Below are 20225 nucleotides of genomic sequence, written 5' to 3' on the forward strand. Positions count from 1 at the left end.
CAAGGATGCCGGTTTAGCCGCGCCGGGCCATGGATGGCCCGTCGCGGCGGCCCGCGGAACCGGGCCGGAGTGCGGGCATGCCGAGCCTAGGCGAGGCACCGAGTGGTGGGGCAAAGACCTTTTGGTTACTTTTGGCTGGGCCGGCATTCCGGGCGTTTGCCAAAAGTGACCCGCTGTAAGAGCGGAACCATAGGCGGCCGTTACCTAAATAATGGATATGTACCCCGAACAAAAACCTCAGCGCACCAAGCTCAAATCCACCCGCCCATCACGCACCGGCGGACACCAGTAATACCCCCCAGTCAACGGCTTGCTAATGCGATACAACCCATCAACAATCCCATCCTCAAGCCCACTCATCCGCCGCAGTTGGGCTTCAAACGCATCAAACGAATGCCCAAACGCCAGGAACATCAACCCCGCCTGACCATTCTCGGCCCATGGCATCGACCGCCGCACCACAAACGCCTCCGGGGTAAAACTCTCCTGAGCCGTACGCTTGGTGTGCGCCGACTCCGGCGCATCCTCCAGCTCCTCGTTATCACCATGGCGCCGACCAATAATGTGGTCCCGCTCCAGAGCCGGCAACGCCGCAAACCCATCCAGATCATGCTGCCACTGCTGGATCGCCGCAAAACTCGCACCACCCTGCGCCACCGCAGCCTCCACCGCCGCATCATCATGCGGATTCTCAGTGCCATCCTCATAGTCGGTCAGATCAAACCCAGTCTTGTAGCGAAACCCCTCGGTCATCTGCACCAGACCAAACCCCGGCGCCAGGGCCTTCTCGAACGCCCGGCTGCGCAACAGCAACTCACCGCGATCCACACCGTGCAACCAGACCCACAGCGCCTGCTGGGTCGACGGATTCTCCGCCCCCGGCCCGCTCACACGAGGGAACGCCCGCAACCCGTCAATCCGGGCGCCAAGGGCATTGACCAGCGGCTCACCAAAACCGACCACCGCACTGGCGTCCACCAACTGCACCAGCGCATCCAGTGCGGCAGGCACGGCATCCAGCGACTCAATGGCAAAAAACAGATGGCGTGCCTGCAACGGCACCGGTGCGGCAAGAATGCCCGGCTGGTACTGACTCATGTGAACTCCTTCAAGAAAGCCGCGCAGTTTACCCGGCGAGCTCACGGTTGTGCTCAAGGTTTTCCAAGGTTCGCGGGTTAATGCGTCTAGCCCTTGCCACACGGGGCGTTGATGGGTGAATCTCTAGTCACGTTTTGCAACCACTCCAGGGGTAGCGACATGACCACCGACAACCTGCTCGCCCAGCTGTTTCCCACTGCCGCCGAGATTCCCGAGCAATTCCGGCTCGCGGCGCCCATCGAACAACGTGATTACCTGGTCGGCGGCCAGTTGCATGTGTGGAACGGCCCCTTGGCCGAAGTGCGCAGCCCGGTGCAGTTGCGCGGTGCCGACGGTGACACGCCGGTCATCATCGGCAGCACCCCGCTGCTGGACGCCGACACCGCCTTGACCGCCCTCGACGCTGCCGTGGCCGCCTACGACCGTGGCCAGGGCGCGTGGCCGACCATGCGCGTGGTGGATCGCATCCAGCATGTCGAAGCGTTTTTGCGGCGTATGCGCGAACAGCGTGATGCAGTGGTCAAGCTGCTGATGTGGGAGATCGGCAAGAACCTCAAGGACTCGCAGAAAGAGTTCGACCGCACCTGCGACTACATCACCGACACCATCAATGCCCTCAAGGAACTCGACCGTCGCTCCAGCCGCTTCGAGCTGGAACAGGACACCCTGGGGCAGATCCGCCGGGTGCCGCTGGGCGTGGCACTGTGCATGGGCCCCTACAACTACCCGCTGAACGAAACCTTCACCACGCTGATCCCGGCGCTGATCATGGGCAACACCGTGGTGTTCAAGCCGGCCAAGCTCGGTGTGCTGCTGATTCGCCCGTTGCTGGAGGCGTTTCGCGACAGCTTCCCGGCCGGCGTGATCAACGTGATCTACGGCAGCGGTCGCGAGACGGTCAGCGCGCTGATGGCCAGCGGCAAGATCGATATCTTTGCGTTTATCGGCACCAACAAGGCCGCCAGCGATTTGAAGAAACTGCACCCGAAACCGCACCGGCTACGCGCGGCGTTGGGCCTGGATGCAAAGAATCCCGGGATCGTGCTGCCGCAGGTCGACCTGGACAATGCGGTCAACGAAGCTGTCACCGGTTCGCTCTCGTTCAACGGCCAGCGTTGCACCGCGTTGAAGATCCTGTTTGTGCATGAGGACGTGGTCGACAGCTTTATCGAGAAATTCAACCGCAAGCTGGCGACCCTCAAGCCTGGCATGCCGTGGGAAGACGGTGTGTCGCTGACGCCACTGCCCGAGCAGGGCAAGGTGGATTACCTCGGCGGCCTGGTGACCGACGCACTGGCCCATGGCGCCAAGGTGGTGAACGAGAATGGCGGCGCCAGCCGTGGCTCGTTTTTCTACCCGGCGGTGCTGTACCCGGTGAACCCGCAGATGCGCGTGTACCACGAGGAGCAGTTCGGTCCGGTGGTGCCGATCGTGCCTTACCGCGACCTGGAGACGGTGATCGACTACGTGCTGGAGTCGGACTTCGGCCAGCAACTGAGTATCTTCGGCACCAGCCCGAGGGAAGTCGGGCGCCTGGTGGACGCGTTCGCCAACCAGGTGGGCCGGATCAACATCAATGCCCAGTGCCAGCGCGGGCCGGACAGTTTCCCGTTCAACGGGCGCAAGAACTCGGCCGAGGGCACGCTGTCGGTACATGATGCGTTGCGGGTGTTTTCGATCCGTACCCTGGTGGCGACCAAGTTCCAGGCGAGCAACAAGGAACTGGTCAGTGACATCCTGCAGGAACGCACGTCGAGCTTTCTGACCACTGACTATATTTTCTGAGCCCGACACCGATCTAAAAATGTGGGAGCGGGCTTGCTCGCGAAAGCGGTGGTTCAGTCGCCGGATGTATTGACTGACACGCCGCCTTCGCGAGCAAGCCCGCTCCCACATTGGAACTGAGTGAAGCCTGAACAACGAGGTTACCCTGATACCAATGAATCTCCCTCTCTTCGCCCGCCGCTTGCTGCGTCCGTTGCTGGACCCGTATCGGCGCTACCGTCACGCCAAGTTGATCCACGCGGTGCGGGTTTCCATTGGGTTGCTCGCAACGATCCTGCTCACCACCGGCATCAACCTGCCCCATGGTGAGTGGGCCTCGGTGACGATGCTGATCGTGATCGGCGGTTTGCAGCACCACGGCAATATCGGCAAGAAAGCCTTCGAGCGCGCCTACGGCACGTTGATCGGCGCCAGCGTCGGTTTGCTGCTGGTGCTGCAACAGGCGTATCTGGGGCAGCCACTTTTGACCTATTTGCTGATGTCGGTGGTGTGCGGGTTCTTTTCCTATCACGCCATCGGCAAGGGCGGATACATCGCGTTGCTGTCGGCCATCACCGTATTTATCGTTGCGGGCCATGGCGATAATCCGATATCGGACGGGTTGTGGCGCACGGTCGACATCCTGATCGGCATCGTCCTGGCCCTGGCGTTTTCCTTCGCCCTGCCGCTGTATGCGGTGTATTCCTGGCGCTACAACCTGGCCAGTGCCTTGCGCGATTGCGCGGCGATTTATAGCCGGATCATCAGCGGCCAATCGGTCACCGATGATGAACACCTCAAGCTGCTGAATCGCCTGAACGCCGCGATGCTGCAACTACGCTCGCTGATGCCATCGGTGTCCAAGGAAGTGCGGATTTCCATGACCGAGCTGGACACCCTGCAGCGGCATTTGCGGATGTGCATCAGCACCCTGGAGATCCTCGGCAACACCCGCCCCGACCCACGGGACAAGGAAGCCCTGGCGCGCATGCAGGTGGCGTTGAAAGCCGAGCACCGGCAGATTCGGGTGCAGTTGATCGGGATGGCGCGGGCGTTGCAATCCGGGGCCACCGACCGGCTGGAACGTCCGAGCACCACGCCGACCCACGAACAGACCTTTGAAGTGCCGGTGGTCAACGCGTCGGACGGTTACCGGTTGTTGACCCTGCAACTGGCAGCCAATATTGACGCCATGCGCCAGCGCCTGGCCAAGAGCGCCAGCCACTGGAAAATCTGATCAGCCCCGGTGCAGCGCCTGTATCAACAGCTGCTGCAACGCCTGTAACCGGGGCTCGGGGCTGTCCTCGGCAAAGCGCAACACGTTCGCCACTTCGGGCAGCGGCATCCGCTGGTCGAAGGGGCGATACACTTCCACGCGCTTGTCGAGATGGTCACTGCTGAGCAGGCCGATGCCCAACCCGGCGGCGATGGCCGATACCACACCCCCCACCGACCCACATTCCACCACCACCTGCCAGCGAATGCCCAAGGCGCTCAGGCGTTCCTGGGCCAGTTGCCGGTAAAAACAGCCGGGGCCGAAGGTGATCAGCCGCACGCATTCGTCAGGCGCAGGCTGCCAGCCGGGCCGGGCGCACCAGTGCACCTGTTCGGTCCACAGCAATTGGTCCCGCGCTTCGATACGCGGGATGAAATCCTGGTGCAGCGCCAGGTCCAGCTCACGGTCCACCAGGGCCTGGCGAAGCACGTGGCTCTGCTCCACCACAATTCGCACATCCAGTTGGCGGTGTTGCCGGGAAAACTGGCCGAGCAAGTTCGACAACTCGGCCATCGGCACCTGTTCGGTGGCGCCCAGGCGGATGGAACCTTGTAACTGCACCGGATTGAAATGCGTCAGCGCCGCGTCGTGGGCGCCTGCGCAACGACATCCGTGGGGCCGTGCTGCAGGTGGTGCAAAACGCCGGGCACTTTCTGATGGAGGATGCGCCGGAACGGGTGAGTGAGTACCTTGTAGACTTTATCGGCCAGGTTCACAGTAAACGCTGACTGCCATTTGTCGGGATTACACAAGCCAATAGACTTCACACTTTCTCTTACATATTTTTCACGTTTTATTCACATCCAGAGACGTAGGGTAAAGCCTCATCCGTTACAAACGTTGTAGTTAAAAACCCGCCGCCCCAGCGGGTTTTTTTTGCCCGGGATTTGAGTGGGCACACGGTTTCTGGAGAGAGGAGTCGAAGCAAACCGGCTCATTGCGAGCCGGTCTTGATGGCTCAACGAGCCACCTTGTTGACAGGCGACGCCGCTTGCTCACGTATCGCGCGCTGGGTATCGAGCACCCGCGCCAGGGCCGTTTCGGCTTCAGGACTTTGCTGCGGCACACGAATCGCCGCCGACACCAGGGTAATCAGCTTGGCCATGACCTCGGCATCCGTGGCCGGGCGTCCCAGGCTCATGGAGTTCATCAGCAAACGCAGCTCGGTACCGGCCATCACCCCGGAGATCGCCTTGAGGGCAAATTGCAGGCGTACCCCCAGCTCGTTGCGCGGCAAGTCCGGAAGCGCCAGTGCGAAGGCTTCGAAGAAGCGCTGGAACACCGGCTGGTAATGCACCTTGAGGTATTCCTGGATAAACGGCGACGTGTCGCTGTACACCCGCCCCAGGAACCGGATGAATGAACGCCCTTCCCCGCTGGCCGGGTCGCTGCGTTCCAGGCCCATGGCCGGGGCGAACAGCACCCCGAGCAAGGTGTCGCAATCCAGCGGGCCGTCGGATTCGGCTTCGCACCGGGCGAGCAACTCCAGGCGCTGCTCGTTGAGCGGCTCCAGGCGCTGCATCAGCAGGGTTTTCATCAGGGAGTCCTTGTCCCCGAAGTGGTAATTCACCGCAGCGAGATTGACCTGGGCCCTCTCGGTTATCTGCCGCAACAAAACAGCGTCATAGCCGTATTTGATGAAAAGAGCCTCTGTCGCATCCAGCAATCGGGTCTTGGTAACGTTTGGAGCGCTGAGTTTCTTCGCGACCATAGGGATTGGGGTTCCACTGCGGAAATATTGTTTTAAAAATTAATTTGATTTTTTATACCGGGGCCGCTGCCTGAAAGCAAGTAGTGACACAGCGCCATACTATTCAAAGCCAACAGCAACGGGCTCATTGAGGGTAGCTGATGGATTTTTGCAGCGCCGGAAACGTCCCTTTGAAGAATCGTTTCAAAGGGTAAAACCGCTCTATATCCATGGCTGGCGGAACGGCTGGATCGCGGTTAGTATTCAAACAATATTTTAAAAACAAGAAATAAAACCAGTCCGTGACGTGTACCAGGCAGCTCCTGAACTTGTTACAAGGATTTTCGGGGGAAGCACGGCGCTGTCGAGGCTGCAGGCGTAGTCATGATGACAGATACCCCCGCGCACCCAGGCTTTATCTCCTTGCAAGGCATCGGCAAAAGCTATCAGCTGGCCGGTCAACACCTGTCGATTCTCAATGATGTATGCCTGGCCATCGAAACCGGTGACAGCTGCGGCATCCTCGGCGCCTCCGGCTCCGGCAAAAGTACCCTGCTCAATATTCTCGGCCTGCTGGATTTGCCCGACTGCGGCCAGTACCGCTTTGCCGGCCATGACATCTTCAGCGCCAGCCCCGATCAATTGGCGGCGATCCGCAATCAGCAGATCGGTTTCGTCTTCCAGAGTTTCAACCTGCTGCCACGCCTCAGTGCCCTGGACAACGTCGCCCTGCCCCTGAGCTACCGCGGCGTGTCACGCCACGACTCGGTGGAACAGGCCCTGCGCATGCTCGACCAGGTGGGCCTGGCCGAGCGCGCCCACCATCGCCCGGCCGACCTTTCCGGCGGCCAGCGCCAACGGGTCGCCATCGCCCGGGCATTGGTCGGCAACCCGTCGGTGATCCTCGCCGACGAACCCACCGGCAACCTCGACAGCACCACCGCCCAGGAGATCATGGACCTGTTGCTGGCGCTCAATCGCGAGCAGCAGGTGACGCTGATCATCGTCACCCACGACCCGCACATTGCCGAACGCCTGAATCGCAAGATCCTGGTGCGCAATGGCGTGGTGCAAGAGGCCGGGCGCCTATGAGCCTGCGGGTCGAACAAAGCCTGAGCCAGTTGCTGTACGAGGCGTTTGTCAGCCTGCGCACCCTGGGCAAGCGCTCGATCCTGGCCTTGCTGGGCATCGTCATCGGCAGTTCCTCGGTGGTGGCGCTGATCAATATCGGGCACAACGCCGCCGAAGACGCTGCGATGATTTTCAAGGACATGGGCACCGACACCCTGGTGGCGCAATTCCCGCCCAGGGGTGCCAGCACTGCGCAAATGCCCGCCAGCCTGGACCTGGAAGCCGTGCGCCGCAGCGTTCCAGGCATTGCCCATATCGGTGCGGTCTCGCTGTTCAGCGGGCCAGTGGTGTTCCATGGCCGTACCTGGAACGCAAGCCTCGTCGGCAGTACGCCGGACCTCAAGGATGCCATGCGCCTGTCGGTGCGCGACGGGCGCTTCCTGTCGAGTTTCGATGCTGGGGAAACCTATGCGGTCGTCGGTGACCAGGTCGTCCAGGCCTTGAGCGTGCCCGGCGACCCGCTGCAACTGGGCGACCGGGTACGTATCAACGATTACCTGTTCCTGATCGTGGGCATTCTGCACAGCCAGCCCCGGGCAATGCTGATTCCCGTACAGGCCAACGAATCGCTGTTCGTCCCCGCCCCGGGCATGCGCCGGATCTACGCCAGCCCGCAAATCGGCAACGTGATCATCCGTGCCACCCCCGGCCAGGATATGGAACGCCTCGCCCAGGACTCAGCCGTGGCACTGCGAGCCCAGCTCACCGACCACGATGTCGACATTCAGGTACCCCAGCAAATGATCGATGGCATGACCCGCCAAAGCCGGACCTTCGCCTACCTGCTGCTGGCCCTGGGCGCGATCTCCCTGGTGGGCGGCGGCGTCGGCGTGATGAACGTGATGCTGATGAACGTCTCGGAACGGCGCCGGGAAATCGGGATCCGCATGGCCCTCGGGGCGCGCCAGCGCGACATTCGCAACCTGTTCCTGCTGGAAGCCGTGACCCTGACCGCCGTGGGTGCGGTATGCGGCGCGGTACTGGGCATGACCGCCGCGTACCTGTATGCCAGGCTGTCCGGCTGGCAGTTTTCCCTGGCGGTGGCCGCGCTGCCGCTCGGGGTCGGCAGCACGTTGCTGGTGGGGCTGTTTTTCGGGATCTATCCGGCGGTGTCGGCCTCGCGGCTGCAGCCGGTGGAGGCCCTGCGCGATGAATAAACGCCTGCTGTTGTTGACCGCCTTGGTAAGCCTGCACAGCGTGGCCGCCGACGTGGTGATTCGCCCCTCGGCACCCAGTACCACCCGCAGTGGCTATGAACGCAGCGTGTCGCTGAATGCCCAGTCCACCACCCTGACCCTGGGCGACGCGGTGTACCTGGGCCTGCGCAACAACCCGGCGATTCGCAGCGCGTACCTGCAACGGGTGGCGCAGAAATTCGACCTGCGGGTAGCTGAAGACACGTTCAACCCCAAGCTGACCCTGAACAGCTACTACCGCACGACTAAAGGCACTGAAGACAGCTCCCGCAACGCTAACCTCGCGCCTAATGCCACCTTGCTCGGTGAGTACGGCACGCGCCTGAGCATGAACTGGACCCAGCAACTGAACAACGCCGATCGCGCCGGACGCTACCGCAGCGACGGCCTCGACCTGTCAGTGATCCAGCCACTGATGCGCGGTGCCGGCTGGGACGCCACCACCGCCCCGCTGCGCCTGTCACGCCTGTCGGAACAGGCCAACCGCCTGAACCTCAAGGCCAACGTGGCGCAAACCATCAGCAACATCATCGCCACCTACCGCGAGTTGCTGCGGGCCCAGGAACAACTGAGCATCGTGCAGGACGCCCTCAAGCGCTCCGGCACTTTGCTTGAAGTGAACAAGGCACTGATCAGTGCCGGGCGCATGGCCGAGTTCGAGATTGTGCAGACCGAAGCCGATATCGCCACCCAGCAACTGGGGGTGGAAGAAGCCCAGAACCAACTGGACACCAGCCGCCTGGCCCTGCTGCGCCTGCTGGCCCTCGACCTGTCGACACCGATCCGCGCCACCGAGGCCCTTGAAGCCAGGCCCATGGACATCGATAAACGCCAGGCTTTCGTGCTGGCGCAGAACCAGCAGCCGGAATACCTCGCCACCCTGCTCGGCAGCCAGCAGGCCGACCTCAACCTGGTGATCGCCAAGGACTCCGGCCGCTGGCAAGTGGACCTGGTGGCCGGTGCCAACCAGATTCGGGCCGCCACCAATGACGATAACGGCTACAACAGCAACCGGCGCTGGGACAGCTACGCGGGCGTGCAGGTGCAGATTCCCATCGGCGACATCAGCACTCGCCAGGCCGAGGTGCACGCGCGGGTCGATGTGGAAAACCAGGAGATCATCATCGCCGACGCCCGCCAGCAACTGGAGCGCGACGTCAACGATGTGGTGCGCGACCTGGGCACTCGCTGGCGCCAGTATGAAATTTCCCAGCGGGCGGTAGAGTTGTCCAAGCGCAAGATCGAAATCGAACGGGAAAAACTCAGCGCCGGGCGCTCCACGAACTTCCAGGTATTGAGTTTCGAAACCGACCTGCGCAACGCCGAGAACTCGCGGCTCAATGCGCTGATTGCCTATTTGAACGCCCAGACTCAGCTCGACTTGACCTTGGGCATGACGCTGGAAAGTTGGGAAATCGCCCTCAATGACTACTAATAAGAAGCGCCTGTTGGGCGTCGTGTTGATTGTGCTGGTGGCCGGCGTCGGCGTCTCGCTGCTCAGCCGTCAAAGCCCGGCCGCCAACCAGCCCGGCAACGCCGAGCAGTGGCTGGCGGTGAAGGTCGACCCGCTGGTGCATCAGATCGGCCTGGTGGGCAAGATCGAGCCTGACACCACCATCACCCTCACCGCGCCGTTCGACGGTAATGTGCAGGCCAACCTGGTGGAACAGGGCCAGCGGGTCGAGGCCGGGCAGGTGCTGCTACGCATGGACCCGGCCACCCTCGAAGTGCAACTGCGCGACGCCCTCTCCGCCCAGCTCAAGGCCCGGCGCACGGTGCAGGAAATGCAGGACTGGGACAGCGGCCAGCAAGTCGGGCGCGCCCGCCGCACCCTGCGCACTGCCGAAATGACCGCCAGCAACACCCAGCGCAAACTCACCGAAAGCGAAAACCTGTTCAAGCGCGGCATCATCCCGCGCAACGAACTCGACGACCTGAAACAGCAGGCCACCCAGCAACAACTCGACCTGACGGCCGCCCGCGCTGAGCTGCAACAGACCGTTGAACAAGGCAAGGGCGAATACCGGCAGATCGCCGATATGGAGCTGACCAACGCCACGGTGAAATATGAAGCCCTGCGCACCCTGCTCGATGGCAAGGAGGTCAAGGCACCGTTCTCCGGCATTGTGGTGCCGGCGCCGGGCAGTAACTCATCGACCCAGGGCGGCGGGAGCAATAGCGCGCCGGTGCAGGCCGGGAGCAAGGTCAGCCAGGGCCAGGTGCTGTTTGGACTGGCGAATATCGAGAAACTGAAAATCGTCGCCAAGGTGTCGGAGCTGGACATCAACCAGTTGCACCAAGGGCAGGCGGTGGAGGTGATGGGCGACGGGTTTGATGGGGAACGGCTGACGGGATCGGTCAGCGTGGTCAGTGGCTTGGCGATTGCCAGCGACAGCCAGGGTAGCGCGCAGTTTCCGGTGACCCTGTCGATTCCCAAGCTGACCCCACAACAGTTGCAACGGGTAAGGTTGGGGATGAGTGCGCGGTTGACCATTGTGACCTACAACAATGACCAGGCGATTGTCGTACCGGCCCAGGCGATCAGTCGCGGGGATGGGGTGATGACGGTGGAATATCGGGCCGCGATGGATAAGCCGGTGGAGCGGGTGACGGTGACCACCGGGCAGTCGACGGCCCAGGGGGTTGAAGTGTTTGGGTTGAAGCCTGGGTTTGTGAAGGTCGGTCCATGAACCCGACCTGTAGGAGCTGGCTTGCCTGCGATAGCAATCTCTCAGTTGATAAAGATGCAGCTGACCCACCGCTATCGCAGGCAAGCCAGCTCCCACATTAGATTCAGAGGTGTGCCAACCTCGCGGCCAGCGCCTTGGCCTGAATCGCGACATCCGTCACTGCGGTACTTTCCCACCACATCCCGCGCAACGGCGGGCCCATGGCAAACAGCCGCCGGCTGACATTCCCGTGGGCATCCAGCACCGCCCCCGACAAATCCGCCGCAATCCCCAACGCCAACGGCCCGGGCTGAATCAGCCCGCGCTTGAGCAACTGCCTGGGCAACGGCCGGGCCACGCGCCGCCAGTCATATTCAATCCCGCTGGAGTTGATCAGCGCTGCCCCTGACACCTGCACCACATCCTGCTCTCCACGATGACGCAGGCGGATCGTCACCTCACCTTGCGAAGGTACCAGCCCCTTGTACGAAGCCGCCCGGATCCGCAGCCGCCCTTCCCCATGCAACCGCGCCACCAACTCGGCACTCAACGGCGGCGAACGGTGGTGGTGGCTTTCCCACCAGGGCCGCACATGCCGCACGAACTGACGTTTCTCGCCCTCGCTGGCCTGGCTCCACAACCGCCCGATGTTGGCACGCACGGTGTCCAGCGGCGCTTGCCAGTCAATCCCCTGCTCCAGCGCGAGCCGGCATTGGCGCCGCACCTCCCGCAGCAATTGCCGGGGGCTGCGCAGGCTGTGGTCTTCTCCCAGGAAGTCGACCCAGGCCGGCGGCTGCCGACGGACATGGGGCAACAGGCCGTGGCGCGAAAAAATCTCGATGGGCCCGCGATGGCCGGCCTGTTCCAGGGACACCACGGCGTCCACCATGGTCAGCCCGGAACCGATGATCAGCACGGTGGATTGCGGGTCCAGTTGGGTCATGGCCGATACATCCCACGGGTCGACGGCAGCGGCATTCAAGCCGCTGGATTCGGTCTGTGGCGTGCGTGCCGCCGGGAACATGCCGGTGGCCAATACCGCACAGGCACCGCGCAGTTGCTGGCCGTCGCTCAAGGTCAGCCGTGTGGCGTGTTCATCCACCTCAAGGTCTGTCACCTCGGCGCGAATGTGCTCGACGGTCGACGCGGAAATCGCCTTGGCCTCGGCCAGCCGCTGCTGCGCGTACAGGCCAAAAATCCCGCGGGGCGGAAACAGTTCGCTGATGGGCACGTGCTGCTGGTCCGACTCGCGCCAGCCGCCGCCGGCGATGTAGGCGGTCAGCCACTGGGTCAGGTCATCGGCGTTGTCCGGGTCGACGCTCATGCGCGCGGCGTTGCCGTTCAAGGTGTGCCCAAGCTCTACCGCACTGTAGGCCTCGCCGCGCCCCAGTTCCTGGCGCGGCTCGATCACCAGGATCTGCCGCGTGCCCGGCAGGCGCAGCAACTGCACCGCCAGCATCGTCCCGCTCAGGCCGCCGCCAACAATCAGCACATCGGCGTTGCGAATGGCGCTCGTCGCCTGTCCGCGTTCGGTTTCACTCATGAAATTGCGCCCTTACTGTCTGCCTGAATGGTTGTGGTAAAAATCGCCCCGTGCAGTATCCAGCACATCCACCCGGGACGCCTAGTTCAGCCCGACTGCGGGAAGCCCAGGCTCTGGCCGCTAATCAGCCATTGCTCCAGCACCGTCGCCAGGCCGCCTTGCCAATGGGTGCTTTCCCCGCTCCACAATTCGGTCTTGCCCGAAGGCTGCCACCAGCGACAGAGCCGTTGTGAGGTGTCCACAGGGTCGATCCGTCGCACCATCGCCAACGTCTGGAACCCAGGGGCATACGCGTGGGTAGGCCGGATGCGCCACACTTGTTGCTGCAGGGCAGCGGGCTCGAGGTCATCCGCCAGGGTCAGGATCTGGCCACCGATCACCTGGGCGGCCAGGGCCAGCAGCAATAGGCCGGGTTCGAAGGCACCGCTGAGGGCCAGCCGCGACTGCTCGGTAAAGCCCTGCTGACGCAAGCCATCAGCCAGGCGCTCGACATCCCGCAACGCATCAATCCAGCGCCAGGCATACCACTGGCCGTCACGTTTGTGGCGCAGGGCGCTGTGCAACGGGGTCACCTGTGCCCAATGGCGCAACTGCGCCAACGCCTCGGGCAACACCGTGACCCGTTCGGCGGGCCATTCCACATCCAGCGCAAGTTCAAGTTCATGCACGCTCATAGGGTGATGCTCCTATTGGTGAAACAAGCATGCGGTGGTCCGCTGGCCGGATTTATGTGGGCGGCGGTGGGACGGCTCGACTCGCTCGCGAAAACGGTGCGTCAGGCAACATCAATGCTGAATGTCAGTCCGCATTCGCGAGCAAGCCCGCTCCCACATTTGTTTTATGTACACCCGACAAATCACGATAGCTGGCCCCCGGATGGTTGTCCGCCAACCGCGCGCCGTCCCCAAACAATTTCTCCCGCAGGGTGCCCTGGGCATATTCGGTCTTGTACACGCCGCGCTTCTGCAACTCCGGCACCAGTAACTCGACCGCGTCGATAAAGGTCTCGTGGGTCAGTGCATAGGCCAGGTTGAAGCCGTCCACATCGGTATCTTCAACCCATTCCTGCAACAGATCGGCCACGGTTTCCGGGCCGCCGACGAACAACGGGCCGAAGCCGCCGATGCCGACCCAGTCTGCCAGTTCATTCGGGGTCCAGACCTTGTTCGGGTCGGCAGTGGAGAAGGCTTCCACCGCCGATTGAATGGCGTTGGTATGCACATGCTTGAGGGGTTCATCGGGCTTGAACTGGCTGAAGTCGATGCCGGTCCAGCCGGAGATCAGGGCCATCGCGCCTTCGTAGCTGACATAGGATTTGTATTCGTCGAACTTGGCCTTGGCCTTGGCATCAGTCTCGCCAACGATCACCGTCTGCAAGTTGAAGATCAGGATTTTCTTCGGGTCACGCCCCGCCTCGGCCGCACGGCGGCGGATATCGGCAACGGTTTTCTTCAGCAGCACTTTCGACGGTGCGGCAACGAACACGCATTCGGCCTGTTCGGCGGCGAACTGTTTGCCACGGCTCGACGCCCCGGCCTGGTACAGCACCGGCGTGCGTTGTGGCGACGGTTCGCACAGGTGAATGCCGGGCACCTGGAAGTGTTTGCCGACGTGGCGGATCTCGTGGATCTTGCTCGGGTCGCTGAAGATCCGCCGTTCGCGGTCGCGTAACACCGCGCCCTCTTCCCAGCTGCCTTCCCAGAGCTTGTAGCAAACCTCCAGGTATTCCTCGGCGTAGTCGTAGCGCGCATCGTGTTCGGTCTGGGCTTTCTGGCCGAGGTTCTTCGCGCCGCTTTCCAGGTACGAGGTGACGATGTTCCAGCCGACGCGGCCCTTGGTCAGGTGGTCGAGGGTGGAAAGGCGCCGGGCGAACGGGTACGGGTGTTCGAAGGACAGTGAAGCGGTGAGGCCAAAACCCAGGTGTTCGGTGACCAGCGCCATGGGTGCGATCAGCGACAGCGGGTCGTTGACCGGCACCTGGGTCGCCTGGCGAATCGCTGCGTCACCGTTGCCGTTATAGACGTCGTAGATGCCCAGCACGTCGGCGATGAACAGGCCGTCGAACTTGCCGCGCTCGAGAATTTTTGCCAGGTCGGTCCAGTATTCCAGGTCCTTGTACTGCCATGAGCGGTCACGCGGGTGGGCCCACAGGCCCGGCGACTGGTGGCCGACACAGTTCATGTCGAAAGCATTCAAACGGATTTCACGAGGCATTAAACGTTACTCCGGGGGGCGACACCGTTGAGGTGGTAGTTGCCGACAATCTGGTATTTCCAGCGCAGGGGATCATCAAGGGTCGGCGGCAGCGCAGTACGCTGGCCGGTGAGTTCGAATTCGGCGTTGCTGGCAGCGATGAGGGCCTCGGCAGCCGCTATCTGGGCTTCTGTGAGGGCCACCGGGCCTGGGTGGGTTTCGGCACGCTCAAACAAAGCAGCCGCTACCTCCACGCGAATCTGCAAATCGCCAAAGCGGCTGATCACGTAGGGGTCATCACTTTTCTCGACAAAGCGCCGGGTGCTTTCCAGCAGTTGGCGCGCCTGATTCAGTGCGGTCATGGATGCAGCTCCTCAGTTCCAGGCATGGCGTGCGGGCTTGACGCCGTTGAGCACGAAGTTGCCGATCAGGTGGTATTTCCAGCGGGCCGGGTCGTGCAGGGTGTGGGTACGTGCGTTGCGCCAGAAGCGGTCGAGGTTGTGCTTGCCGGACACCGAGCGGGTGCCGGCCAGTTCGAAGAGTTTGCTGCTGGCGAGCAAGGCGGTTTCCGCCGACAGCACTTTGGCCTGGGCGACGACCAACGAGGCATTGGCCACGGTGTCTTCGTTGGGGTTGGCCAGGGCCTGGTCGACGGCAATGCCGGCCTTGGCGAGGATCGCTTCGGTGCCGTGGACCCGCCATTCCAGGTCGCCGATGGCGGCGATGGTGAACGGGTCTTGCCAGCCGTGATCCTGCTGGCTGTCGATCCAGGGCCGGGCCTGGCGTGCATGAATCTTGGCTTGTTCCAGGGCCCCGAGGGCGATGCCGGTGTCGACGGCCGCCTGGATGATCTGCGAAATCGGGCCGTTGGCGGTGGGCTGGTCGAAGGCCTGGTGGGCGGGGATCACCGCACTCAGCGGCACCTTCACACCGTCGAGGGTCACGCCGCCGCTGGCGGTGGTGCGCTGGCCGAAGCCGTCCCAGCTGTCGATCACTTGCAGGCCCGGCGCGTCCCGTTCGACAAAGGCGATGAACGCCTGGTCTTTTTCGTTGACGCCCACCGTCGGCACGATATGGGCGAACAGTGCGCCGGTGCAGTAGAACTTCTCGCCGTTGATGTACGCACTGTCGCCGTCAAAGCGCACTTGTGTGTCAAACGTGCCGGCGTTCTTGCTCTTGGCTTCGGAGAAGGCATTGCCGAACCGATAGCCCAGCAGGACCTTGGCGAAGTAGTGCTGCTTTTGCTCCTCGCTGGCGGTTTGCAGGAGGATGTCGACGACGCCCAGGTGGTTCTGCGGAATCTGCCCCAGGGACGGGTCGGCGGCGGAGATCAGCTTGATCACCTCGGCCACCGTCACATAGGACACTCCCGCGCCGCCGTAGGCCTTGGGAATGGTGATGCCCCACAGGCCACTGGCGGAGAATTCGTCCAGCTCGGCCACCGGCAGGCGTCGCTCGCGGTCACGCACGCCGGCGTCCACGGCAAAACGCTTGGCCAACTCGGTGGCAACCGCAATGGCCTCGGCGTCCGAACGGATGATGTGGGCAGGTTGTAGGGGTTGGGCTGACATGGGCCGACTCCAGGCTCCAGAGAGATACTGGAGTGATTGCAGGAGTCGTGCCCGAATGCAATGTGCAATGAAATCACCGGGTTGCCGGTATATCAGGGAAGTCGTTGGCGGTTCAAAACAGCAAAGTGTCCAACCACTGTTGCGCTGCCAACAGTTGATCATCCGGGAGCAAGGCCCCGTGGTGGCTTTCAATACCGGCGACACTGACTTCGGTATTGAAAGCCAACTCGCTACCACTCAGGCATCGGCAGGACGGTCGTCCACGATATAAAAACTATGGTCAGAAAGGCGCTCGTCATGTCCATCTTGACGCACGCCATATTTTGCCTCCACCACCTCACGGCGGAAGACAATACCGTTCACAACATCTTTGTATTGGTGCTCCAGCGACTTTACCTCGATGTGACCAAACAGCAAGCCGTTCCCCCTGACCGTCCACCTGATTGTTTGCCCGATAGCCAGTCCCGGATACGCGGGAATAATGATCGAGGCTTGCCCACCCTGCATCTCGGGATAATTCACATGGTTCCCGTGAGAGGGATTAATGCGTGGACGGGGAAGCAAGTCACTACTCTTGATGTGCTTTGAGTCTTGCGCTGTCATCAGTGTGCTCTCCATTTAGTGAAGCCAACTGCCCCTTCCGCCCGCGCTCCGATTGAGCCAGTTCTCTGAGCAGTAACTCCCACACTAGATTCAATCCAACGCTGATGTAAGCTGTGAAATCTGACAGTTGACAACACTCAAAGCCAAGAGTCTTAAATCACCACGTTGCGCACAAACCGCACCGCCACGTCGCCGTCATTGCGATAGGCGTGAAGGTAGCGGCTGGCGAACATCAGGAACTCACCGGTGGCGACGTTTTTTTCCTCATCCCCCAGCACCAGCGTCAGGGTGCCTTCGAACACAAACAACTGCACGCTCCAACCCTCGGGGTCCGGTTCAGGCATGTAGCGATCGCCGGGCTCCAGGCGCATCTCCCATAGTTCCACCTCGCGACGCGCGGTGGCCTTGGCCAGCAGCACGGCTTTGCTGCCGGGGATGTCACCGGCCCAGGCCAGTTCGTTGATACGGCTGTGATCAGCGGCATCCGGGGCCTGGATCAAGTCGCTGAAGGCCACGTCCAGGGCTTCGGCCACCCGGTCGAGGGTCGACAGGCTGACGTTTTTCTCCCCCGCCTCGATTGCCACCAGCATGCGCCGGCTGACGCCGGATTTTTCGGACAGCGCCGTCTGGCTCAACTCAGCCGCATGGCGCAGGCGCCGAACGTTCTGGCTGACGTGTTGCAGGACCGAGGCCCGTTGCGGATTTTCTTTGTGCACTATATTGCTCACAGGGTGGGGTTGCGCAGTATACTGCCCAGCTTGCGGCGCATTGTGCGGTCCGCGCCCTTCCTGTGCAAGACCGAGCCGCCATGACCACCTCCCCATTGTTTTCCCGTTTCAGCAAAGCCGAATGTGTATTGGTGGTGATCACCATGTTTTGGGGCGGCACCTTTTTGCTGGTGCAGCACGCCATGGCGGTCAGCGGCCCGATGTTTTTCGTCGGCCTGCGTTTTGCTGCAGCGGCGCTCATCGTCGGGGCGTTCTCATTCCGCAGCCTGCGGAACCTGACGCTGTTTGAATTGAAGGCTGGCTGCTTTATCGGTGTGGCGATCATGTTCGGCTACGGTTTGCAGACCATTGGCTTGCAGACGATCCTGAGCAGCCAGTCGGCATTTATTACTGCGCTGTATGTGCCATTCGTGCCGCTGCTGCAATGGCTGGTACTGGGACGGCGGCCGGGGTTGATGCCGAGCATCGGCATCATGCTCGCGTTTACCGGGCTGATGCTGCTGACCGGCCCGGCCGGGGCATCATTGAATTTCAGCCCCGGTGAAATCGCCACGTTGATCGGTGCGGTAGCGATTGCCGCCGAGATCATCCTGATCAGCGCCTTTGCCGGGCAGGTGGATGTACGCCGGGTAACGGTGGTGCAACTGGCCACGGCGTCGGTGCTGTCGTTCCTGATGGTGGTGCCGATGGGCGAGGCGCTGCCGGGGTTTTCCTGGTTGCTGCTGTTCAGCGCGGTGGGCCTGGGGCTGACCAGCGCGGTGATTCAGGTGGCGATGAACTGGGCGCAGAAAAGCGTCTCGCCGACTCGCGCCACGCTGATTTATGCCGGGGAGCCGGTGTGGGCCGGCGTAGTCGGGCGGATTGCCGGGGAGCGCTTCCCGCCGATTGCCATGGTGGGCGCGGCGTTGATCGTGGCGGCGGTGATTGTCAGTGAGATGAAAACCCGCCGTCAGCGGCTCGCCGAGCCCCAGGCCGAACTGGAACATGAAAACCAGGGTTGAACGGCCTCAGAGGCGCAACTCACCGTCCAGGTTGATGGCCTGCAGGAACGCCTCGTCATGGGACACCACAATCAGCGCGCCCTGGTACTGATTGAGCATTTGCTCCAGGGCAATCCGGCTGGGCAAGTCCAGATGGTTGTCGGGTTCGTCCAGCAACAACAATTGCGGCGGATGCTCGGCGTAGAGCTGTGCGGCCAGGGCAATTTTCAGACGCTCGCCGCCGCTCAGTTGGCGCGTATCGAGGACCGCCCGGTCGGCATCGATGCCCATTTGCGCCAGCCGGGTACGCGCTTCGCTTTCCGCCAGTAGCGGATTACTTTCGTAAAGCCATTGCACCGCCGTGCGCTCGGGGTGCTCCAGCCCGGCGTGTTGGTCCAGCCAGCCGATATGACAACTGCGCACCAACTCACCGGCAGCCACCGGCAACTGGCCGGCAATCACCCGCAGCAGGGTCGACTTGCCACTGCCATTGGCTCCCAGGATCGCCATGCGCATCGGGCCGGTCAGGGTGAGATTGATCGGCGCCGGGCTGCCAAACGGCAACACCACGTCGTTCAACTGCAACACCAGCTTGCCCTGGGGCACCACGCTTTCCGGCGACAGCATCATGCGCTGGATCTCGGGCGCACACCGCGCACGCGCCTCGGCGATCCGCTGCTGTTGCTGCTCACGCGCCAGCTGCTGGTTGAGGCGCAACTTGCCCTGGCTGTTTTCACTGCGCTCTTTCTGGGCGTTGGTGATCAGTTTGGTCTGGTTGCCATCCCGGGCCTGGCGGTCGCCCCGGGCATTGCGGCGCTGCTGACGCTCCATCTGGATGACCGCTTCACGCTGCTCACGTTTGGCGTGCGCGCGCTCCCACTGCAACGCCGACTGGAACGCCTGCTGCTCCTGCTCCCGTGTCGCCGCATAGTGGCTGTAATTACCGCCGTACACCGCCAAGCCCTTGGGCGACAGTTCGACAATCTCGTCCATGTGCTCCAGCAGCCCGCGATCATGGCTGATCAGCACCAGGCCGCCGGGCCACCGATCAATCTGCTGGGCAAGCTTGTGCTGCTGATCAATGTCCAGGTGGTTGCTGGGCTCATCGAGGATCAACCAGTCTGCCCTCGACAACCAGGCGCCCAGCAAAGCGACGCGCTGGCGTTCGCCGCCACTGAGGGCCGCGGTTGGCGAGTCGGCAGTCAAGTGCCCCAGGCCGATTTGCTCCAGGGCCGCCGCCAGTCGAGGCGCGCAATCCCATTGATCAACGGCCAGTGCATGGTCGTGTTCGTCCACGCTGCCCTCGGCGATGCGCGCCAACGCTGCCAGCACTTGGTCGACACCTGCCAGCGCCGCCACGCTGGGATAACGTTCGGGCTCCAACAGTTGCGTCACCGCGTACACACTGCCCTCGCGGCGCACATGCCCGCGGGTGGGCTGCAGGGTGCCCGCGAGCATTGCGCCCAGCAAGGACTTGCCAGTCCCGTTGGCCCCCACGAGGCCGGTCGCACGGGCGCTGAAGGCATGGTTCAGGTTGTCGAACAGGCTGCGTCCATCCGGCAGGCTGCAGGCGACATGGTCAAGGTGGAGCAATCGCTGGGTCATCACACGTCCTTATGCAACAGGCTGAAAAAAACCTTTGAACAGCATACCTTCCCTGGATACAGGCATTGAAACAATGCCAAACAGCCTTTTTCAGCCTACCTTGTAGGATCCTGCCACATCTTGCCGTTTGGTGATCAAGATTCCGGCACGTATGATGCATCCCAAACTCCCGCAGATT

Annotated in this window: 18 protein-coding genes; 7 read left to right on the forward strand and 11 right to left on the reverse strand. The window is 62.3% G+C overall.

The window, feature by feature from the left end:
• Positions 1-237: 237 nt before the first annotated feature.
• Positions 238-1098, reverse strand: a complete 861-nt coding sequence (locus tag HX824_RS16975) for a Dyp-type peroxidase (RefSeq protein ID WP_177054849.1) — start codon at positions 1096-1098, stop codon at positions 238-240.
• A gap of 159 nt (positions 1099-1257) precedes the next feature.
• Here HX824_RS16975 and HX824_RS16980 point away from each other — a divergent pair, with 159 nt between their 5' ends.
• Together HX824_RS16980 and HX824_RS16985 are read left to right on the forward strand one after the other, a co-directional pair.
• Entirely contained in the window at positions 1258-2883 is a 1626-nt protein-coding gene (locus HX824_RS16980) for an NADP-dependent glyceraldehyde-3-phosphate dehydrogenase (RefSeq protein ID WP_008432465.1), read from the forward strand.
• Positions 2884-3037: 154 nt separating this feature from the next.
• A complete protein-coding gene (locus HX824_RS16985) occupies positions 3038-4099 on the forward strand; it encodes an FUSC family protein (protein WP_177054850.1) in 1062 nt (353 codons plus the stop codon).
• On the opposite strand, the gene HX824_RS16990 is transcribed toward HX824_RS16985, so the two are convergent.
• Together HX824_RS16990 and HX824_RS16995 are read right to left on the reverse strand one after the other, a co-directional pair.
• Positions 4100-4699 carry a LysR substrate-binding domain-containing protein gene (locus HX824_RS16990; RefSeq protein ID WP_371318533.1) on the reverse strand — a complete coding sequence of 200 codons (600 nt, stop codon included), beginning with the start codon at positions 4697-4699 and terminating at the stop codon, positions 4100-4102.
• Positions 4700-5096: 397 nt separating this feature from the next.
• A complete protein-coding gene (locus HX824_RS16995; RefSeq protein WP_003211721.1) occupies positions 5097-5849 on the reverse strand; it encodes a TetR/AcrR family transcriptional regulator in 753 nt (250 codons plus the stop codon).
• Between the two features lie 363 nt (positions 5850-6212).
• Here HX824_RS16995 and HX824_RS17000 point away from each other — a divergent pair, with 363 nt between their 5' ends.
• The 4 genes from HX824_RS17000 to HX824_RS17015 are packed head-to-tail and all read left to right on the forward strand — an operon-like array spanning position 6213 to position 10845.
• Positions 6213-6920 carry an ABC transporter ATP-binding protein gene (locus tag HX824_RS17000; protein WP_023658970.1) on the forward strand — a complete coding sequence of 236 codons (708 nt, stop codon included), beginning with the start codon at positions 6213-6215 and terminating at the stop codon, positions 6918-6920.
• Positions 6917-8116, forward strand: coding sequence for an ABC transporter permease (locus tag HX824_RS17005; protein WP_177020717.1), 1200 nt, complete (start codon positions 6917-6919; stop codon positions 8114-8116). Before HX824_RS17000 ends, HX824_RS17005 begins: the two co-directional genes overlap by 4 nt.
• Positions 8109-9590: a TolC family protein gene (locus HX824_RS17010; RefSeq protein WP_177054851.1), complete on the forward strand. Its 1482-nt coding sequence runs from the start codon at positions 8109-8111 to the stop codon at positions 9588-9590. Before HX824_RS17005 ends, HX824_RS17010 begins: the two co-directional genes overlap by 8 nt.
• Positions 9580-10845: an efflux RND transporter periplasmic adaptor subunit gene (locus HX824_RS17015; protein ID WP_177049036.1), complete on the forward strand. Its 1266-nt coding sequence runs from the start codon at positions 9580-9582 to the stop codon at positions 10843-10845. Before HX824_RS17010 ends, HX824_RS17015 begins: the two co-directional genes overlap by 11 nt.
• Positions 10846-10948: 103 nt before the next feature.
• Here the strand turns inward: HX824_RS17015 and HX824_RS17020 are convergent, their stop codons facing one another.
• The 7 genes from HX824_RS17020 to HX824_RS17050 all read right to left on the reverse strand — a co-directional run bounded on the left by HX824_RS17020 (position 10949) and on the right by HX824_RS17050 (position 17450).
• Entirely contained in the window at positions 10949-12367 is a 1419-nt protein-coding gene (locus HX824_RS17020; RefSeq protein WP_177054852.1) for an FAD/NAD(P)-binding protein, read from the reverse strand.
• 86 nt (positions 12368-12453) lie between these two features.
• The gene (locus HX824_RS17025; protein ID WP_003211733.1) at positions 12454-13041 is read right to left on the reverse strand and encodes an AMP-binding protein; all 588 of its coding nucleotides are present in this window, start codon (positions 13039-13041) and stop codon (positions 12454-12456) included.
• A gap of 124 nt (positions 13042-13165) precedes the next feature.
• Positions 13166-14581 carry an LLM class flavin-dependent oxidoreductase gene (locus HX824_RS17030; protein WP_177054853.1) on the reverse strand — a complete coding sequence of 472 codons (1416 nt, stop codon included), beginning with the start codon at positions 14579-14581 and terminating at the stop codon, positions 13166-13168.
• Positions 14581-14922 (reverse strand): acyl-CoA dehydrogenase, encoded by a 342-nt coding sequence (locus HX824_RS17035; RefSeq protein WP_134326981.1) that lies wholly within the window; start codon positions 14920-14922, stop codon positions 14581-14583. Before HX824_RS17035 ends, HX824_RS17030 begins: the two co-directional genes overlap by 1 nt.
• A 12-nt stretch (positions 14923-14934) precedes the next feature.
• Positions 14935-16131, reverse strand: coding sequence for an SfnB family sulfur acquisition oxidoreductase (locus tag HX824_RS17040; RefSeq protein ID WP_003211739.1), 1197 nt, complete (start codon positions 16129-16131; stop codon positions 14935-14937).
• A gap of 237 nt (positions 16132-16368) precedes the next feature.
• Positions 16369-16734: a hypothetical protein gene (locus tag HX824_RS17045; protein WP_134326982.1), complete on the reverse strand. Its 366-nt coding sequence runs from the start codon at positions 16732-16734 to the stop codon at positions 16369-16371.
• A gap of 152 nt (positions 16735-16886) precedes the next feature.
• On the reverse strand, positions 16887-17450 hold the full coding sequence (locus HX824_RS17050) for a helix-turn-helix domain-containing protein (protein WP_003211741.1): 564 nt from the start codon (positions 17448-17450) through the stop codon (positions 16887-16889).
• 92 nt (positions 17451-17542) lie between these two features.
• On the opposite strand from HX824_RS17050, the gene HX824_RS17055 reads away from it, so the two are divergent.
• Positions 17543-18463: a DMT family transporter gene (locus HX824_RS17055; protein ID WP_008432448.1), complete on the forward strand. Its 921-nt coding sequence runs from the start codon at positions 17543-17545 to the stop codon at positions 18461-18463.
• Positions 18464-18469: 6 nt separating this feature from the next.
• Here the strand turns inward: HX824_RS17055 and HX824_RS17060 are convergent, their stop codons facing one another.
• Positions 18470-20047, reverse strand: coding sequence for an ABC-F family ATP-binding cassette domain-containing protein (locus HX824_RS17060; protein WP_177054854.1), 1578 nt, complete (start codon positions 20045-20047; stop codon positions 18470-18472).
• Between the last annotated feature and the right edge of the window lie 178 nt (positions 20048-20225).

Origin of the sequence: Pseudomonas sp. D4002 (assembly GCF_013385665.1) — a bacterium.
In the GTDB taxonomy this organism is placed as follows: Bacteria; Pseudomonadota; Gammaproteobacteria; order Pseudomonadales; family Pseudomonadaceae; genus Aquipseudomonas.

What these genes read in the sequence shown, in the direction of transcription:
- HX824_RS16975 (WP_177054849.1), bottom strand. Translation starts at nt 1,098, where the DNA reads ATGAGTCAGTACCAGCCGGGCATTCTTGCCGCACCGGTGCCGTTGCAG.
- HX824_RS16980 (WP_008432465.1), top strand. Translation starts at nt 1,258, where the DNA reads ATGACCACCGACAACCTGCTCGCCCAGCTGTTTCCCACTGCCGCCGAG.
- HX824_RS16985 (WP_177054850.1), top strand. Translation starts at nt 3,038, where the DNA reads ATGAATCTCCCTCTCTTCGCCCGCCGCTTGCTGCGTCCGTTGCTGGAC.
- HX824_RS16995 (WP_003211721.1), bottom strand. Translation starts at nt 5,849, where the DNA reads ATGGTCGCGAAGAAACTCAGCGCTCCAAACGTTACCAAGACCCGATTG.
- HX824_RS17000 (WP_023658970.1), top strand. Translation starts at nt 6,213, where the DNA reads ATGATGACAGATACCCCCGCGCACCCAGGCTTTATCTCCTTGCAAGGC.
- HX824_RS17005 (WP_177020717.1), top strand. Translation starts at nt 6,917, where the DNA reads ATGAGCCTGCGGGTCGAACAAAGCCTGAGCCAGTTGCTGTACGAGGCG.
- HX824_RS17010 (WP_177054851.1), top strand. Translation starts at nt 8,109, where the DNA reads ATGAATAAACGCCTGCTGTTGTTGACCGCCTTGGTAAGCCTGCACAGC.
- HX824_RS17015 (WP_177049036.1), top strand. Translation starts at nt 9,580, where the DNA reads ATGACTACTAATAAGAAGCGCCTGTTGGGCGTCGTGTTGATTGTGCTG.
- HX824_RS17020 (WP_177054852.1), bottom strand. Translation starts at nt 12,367, where the DNA reads ATGAGTGAAACCGAACGCGGACAGGCGACGAGCGCCATTCGCAACGCC.
- HX824_RS17025 (WP_003211733.1), bottom strand. Translation starts at nt 13,041, where the DNA reads ATGAGCGTGCATGAACTTGAACTTGCGCTGGATGTGGAATGGCCCGCC.
- HX824_RS17030 (WP_177054853.1), bottom strand. Translation starts at nt 14,581, where the DNA reads ATGCCTCGTGAAATCCGTTTGAATGCTTTCGACATGAACTGTGTCGGC.
- HX824_RS17035 (WP_134326981.1), bottom strand. Translation starts at nt 14,922, where the DNA reads ATGACCGCACTGAATCAGGCGCGCCAACTGCTGGAAAGCACCCGGCGC.
- HX824_RS17040 (WP_003211739.1), bottom strand. Translation starts at nt 16,131, where the DNA reads ATGTCAGCCCAACCCCTACAACCTGCCCACATCATCCGTTCGGACGCC.
- HX824_RS17045 (WP_134326982.1), bottom strand. Translation starts at nt 16,734, where the DNA reads ATGACAGCGCAAGACTCAAAGCACATCAAGAGTAGTGACTTGCTTCCC.
- HX824_RS17055 (WP_008432448.1), top strand. Translation starts at nt 17,543, where the DNA reads ATGACCACCTCCCCATTGTTTTCCCGTTTCAGCAAAGCCGAATGTGTA.
- HX824_RS17060 (WP_177054854.1), bottom strand. Translation starts at nt 20,047, where the DNA reads ATGACCCAGCGATTGCTCCACCTTGACCATGTCGCCTGCAGCCTGCCG.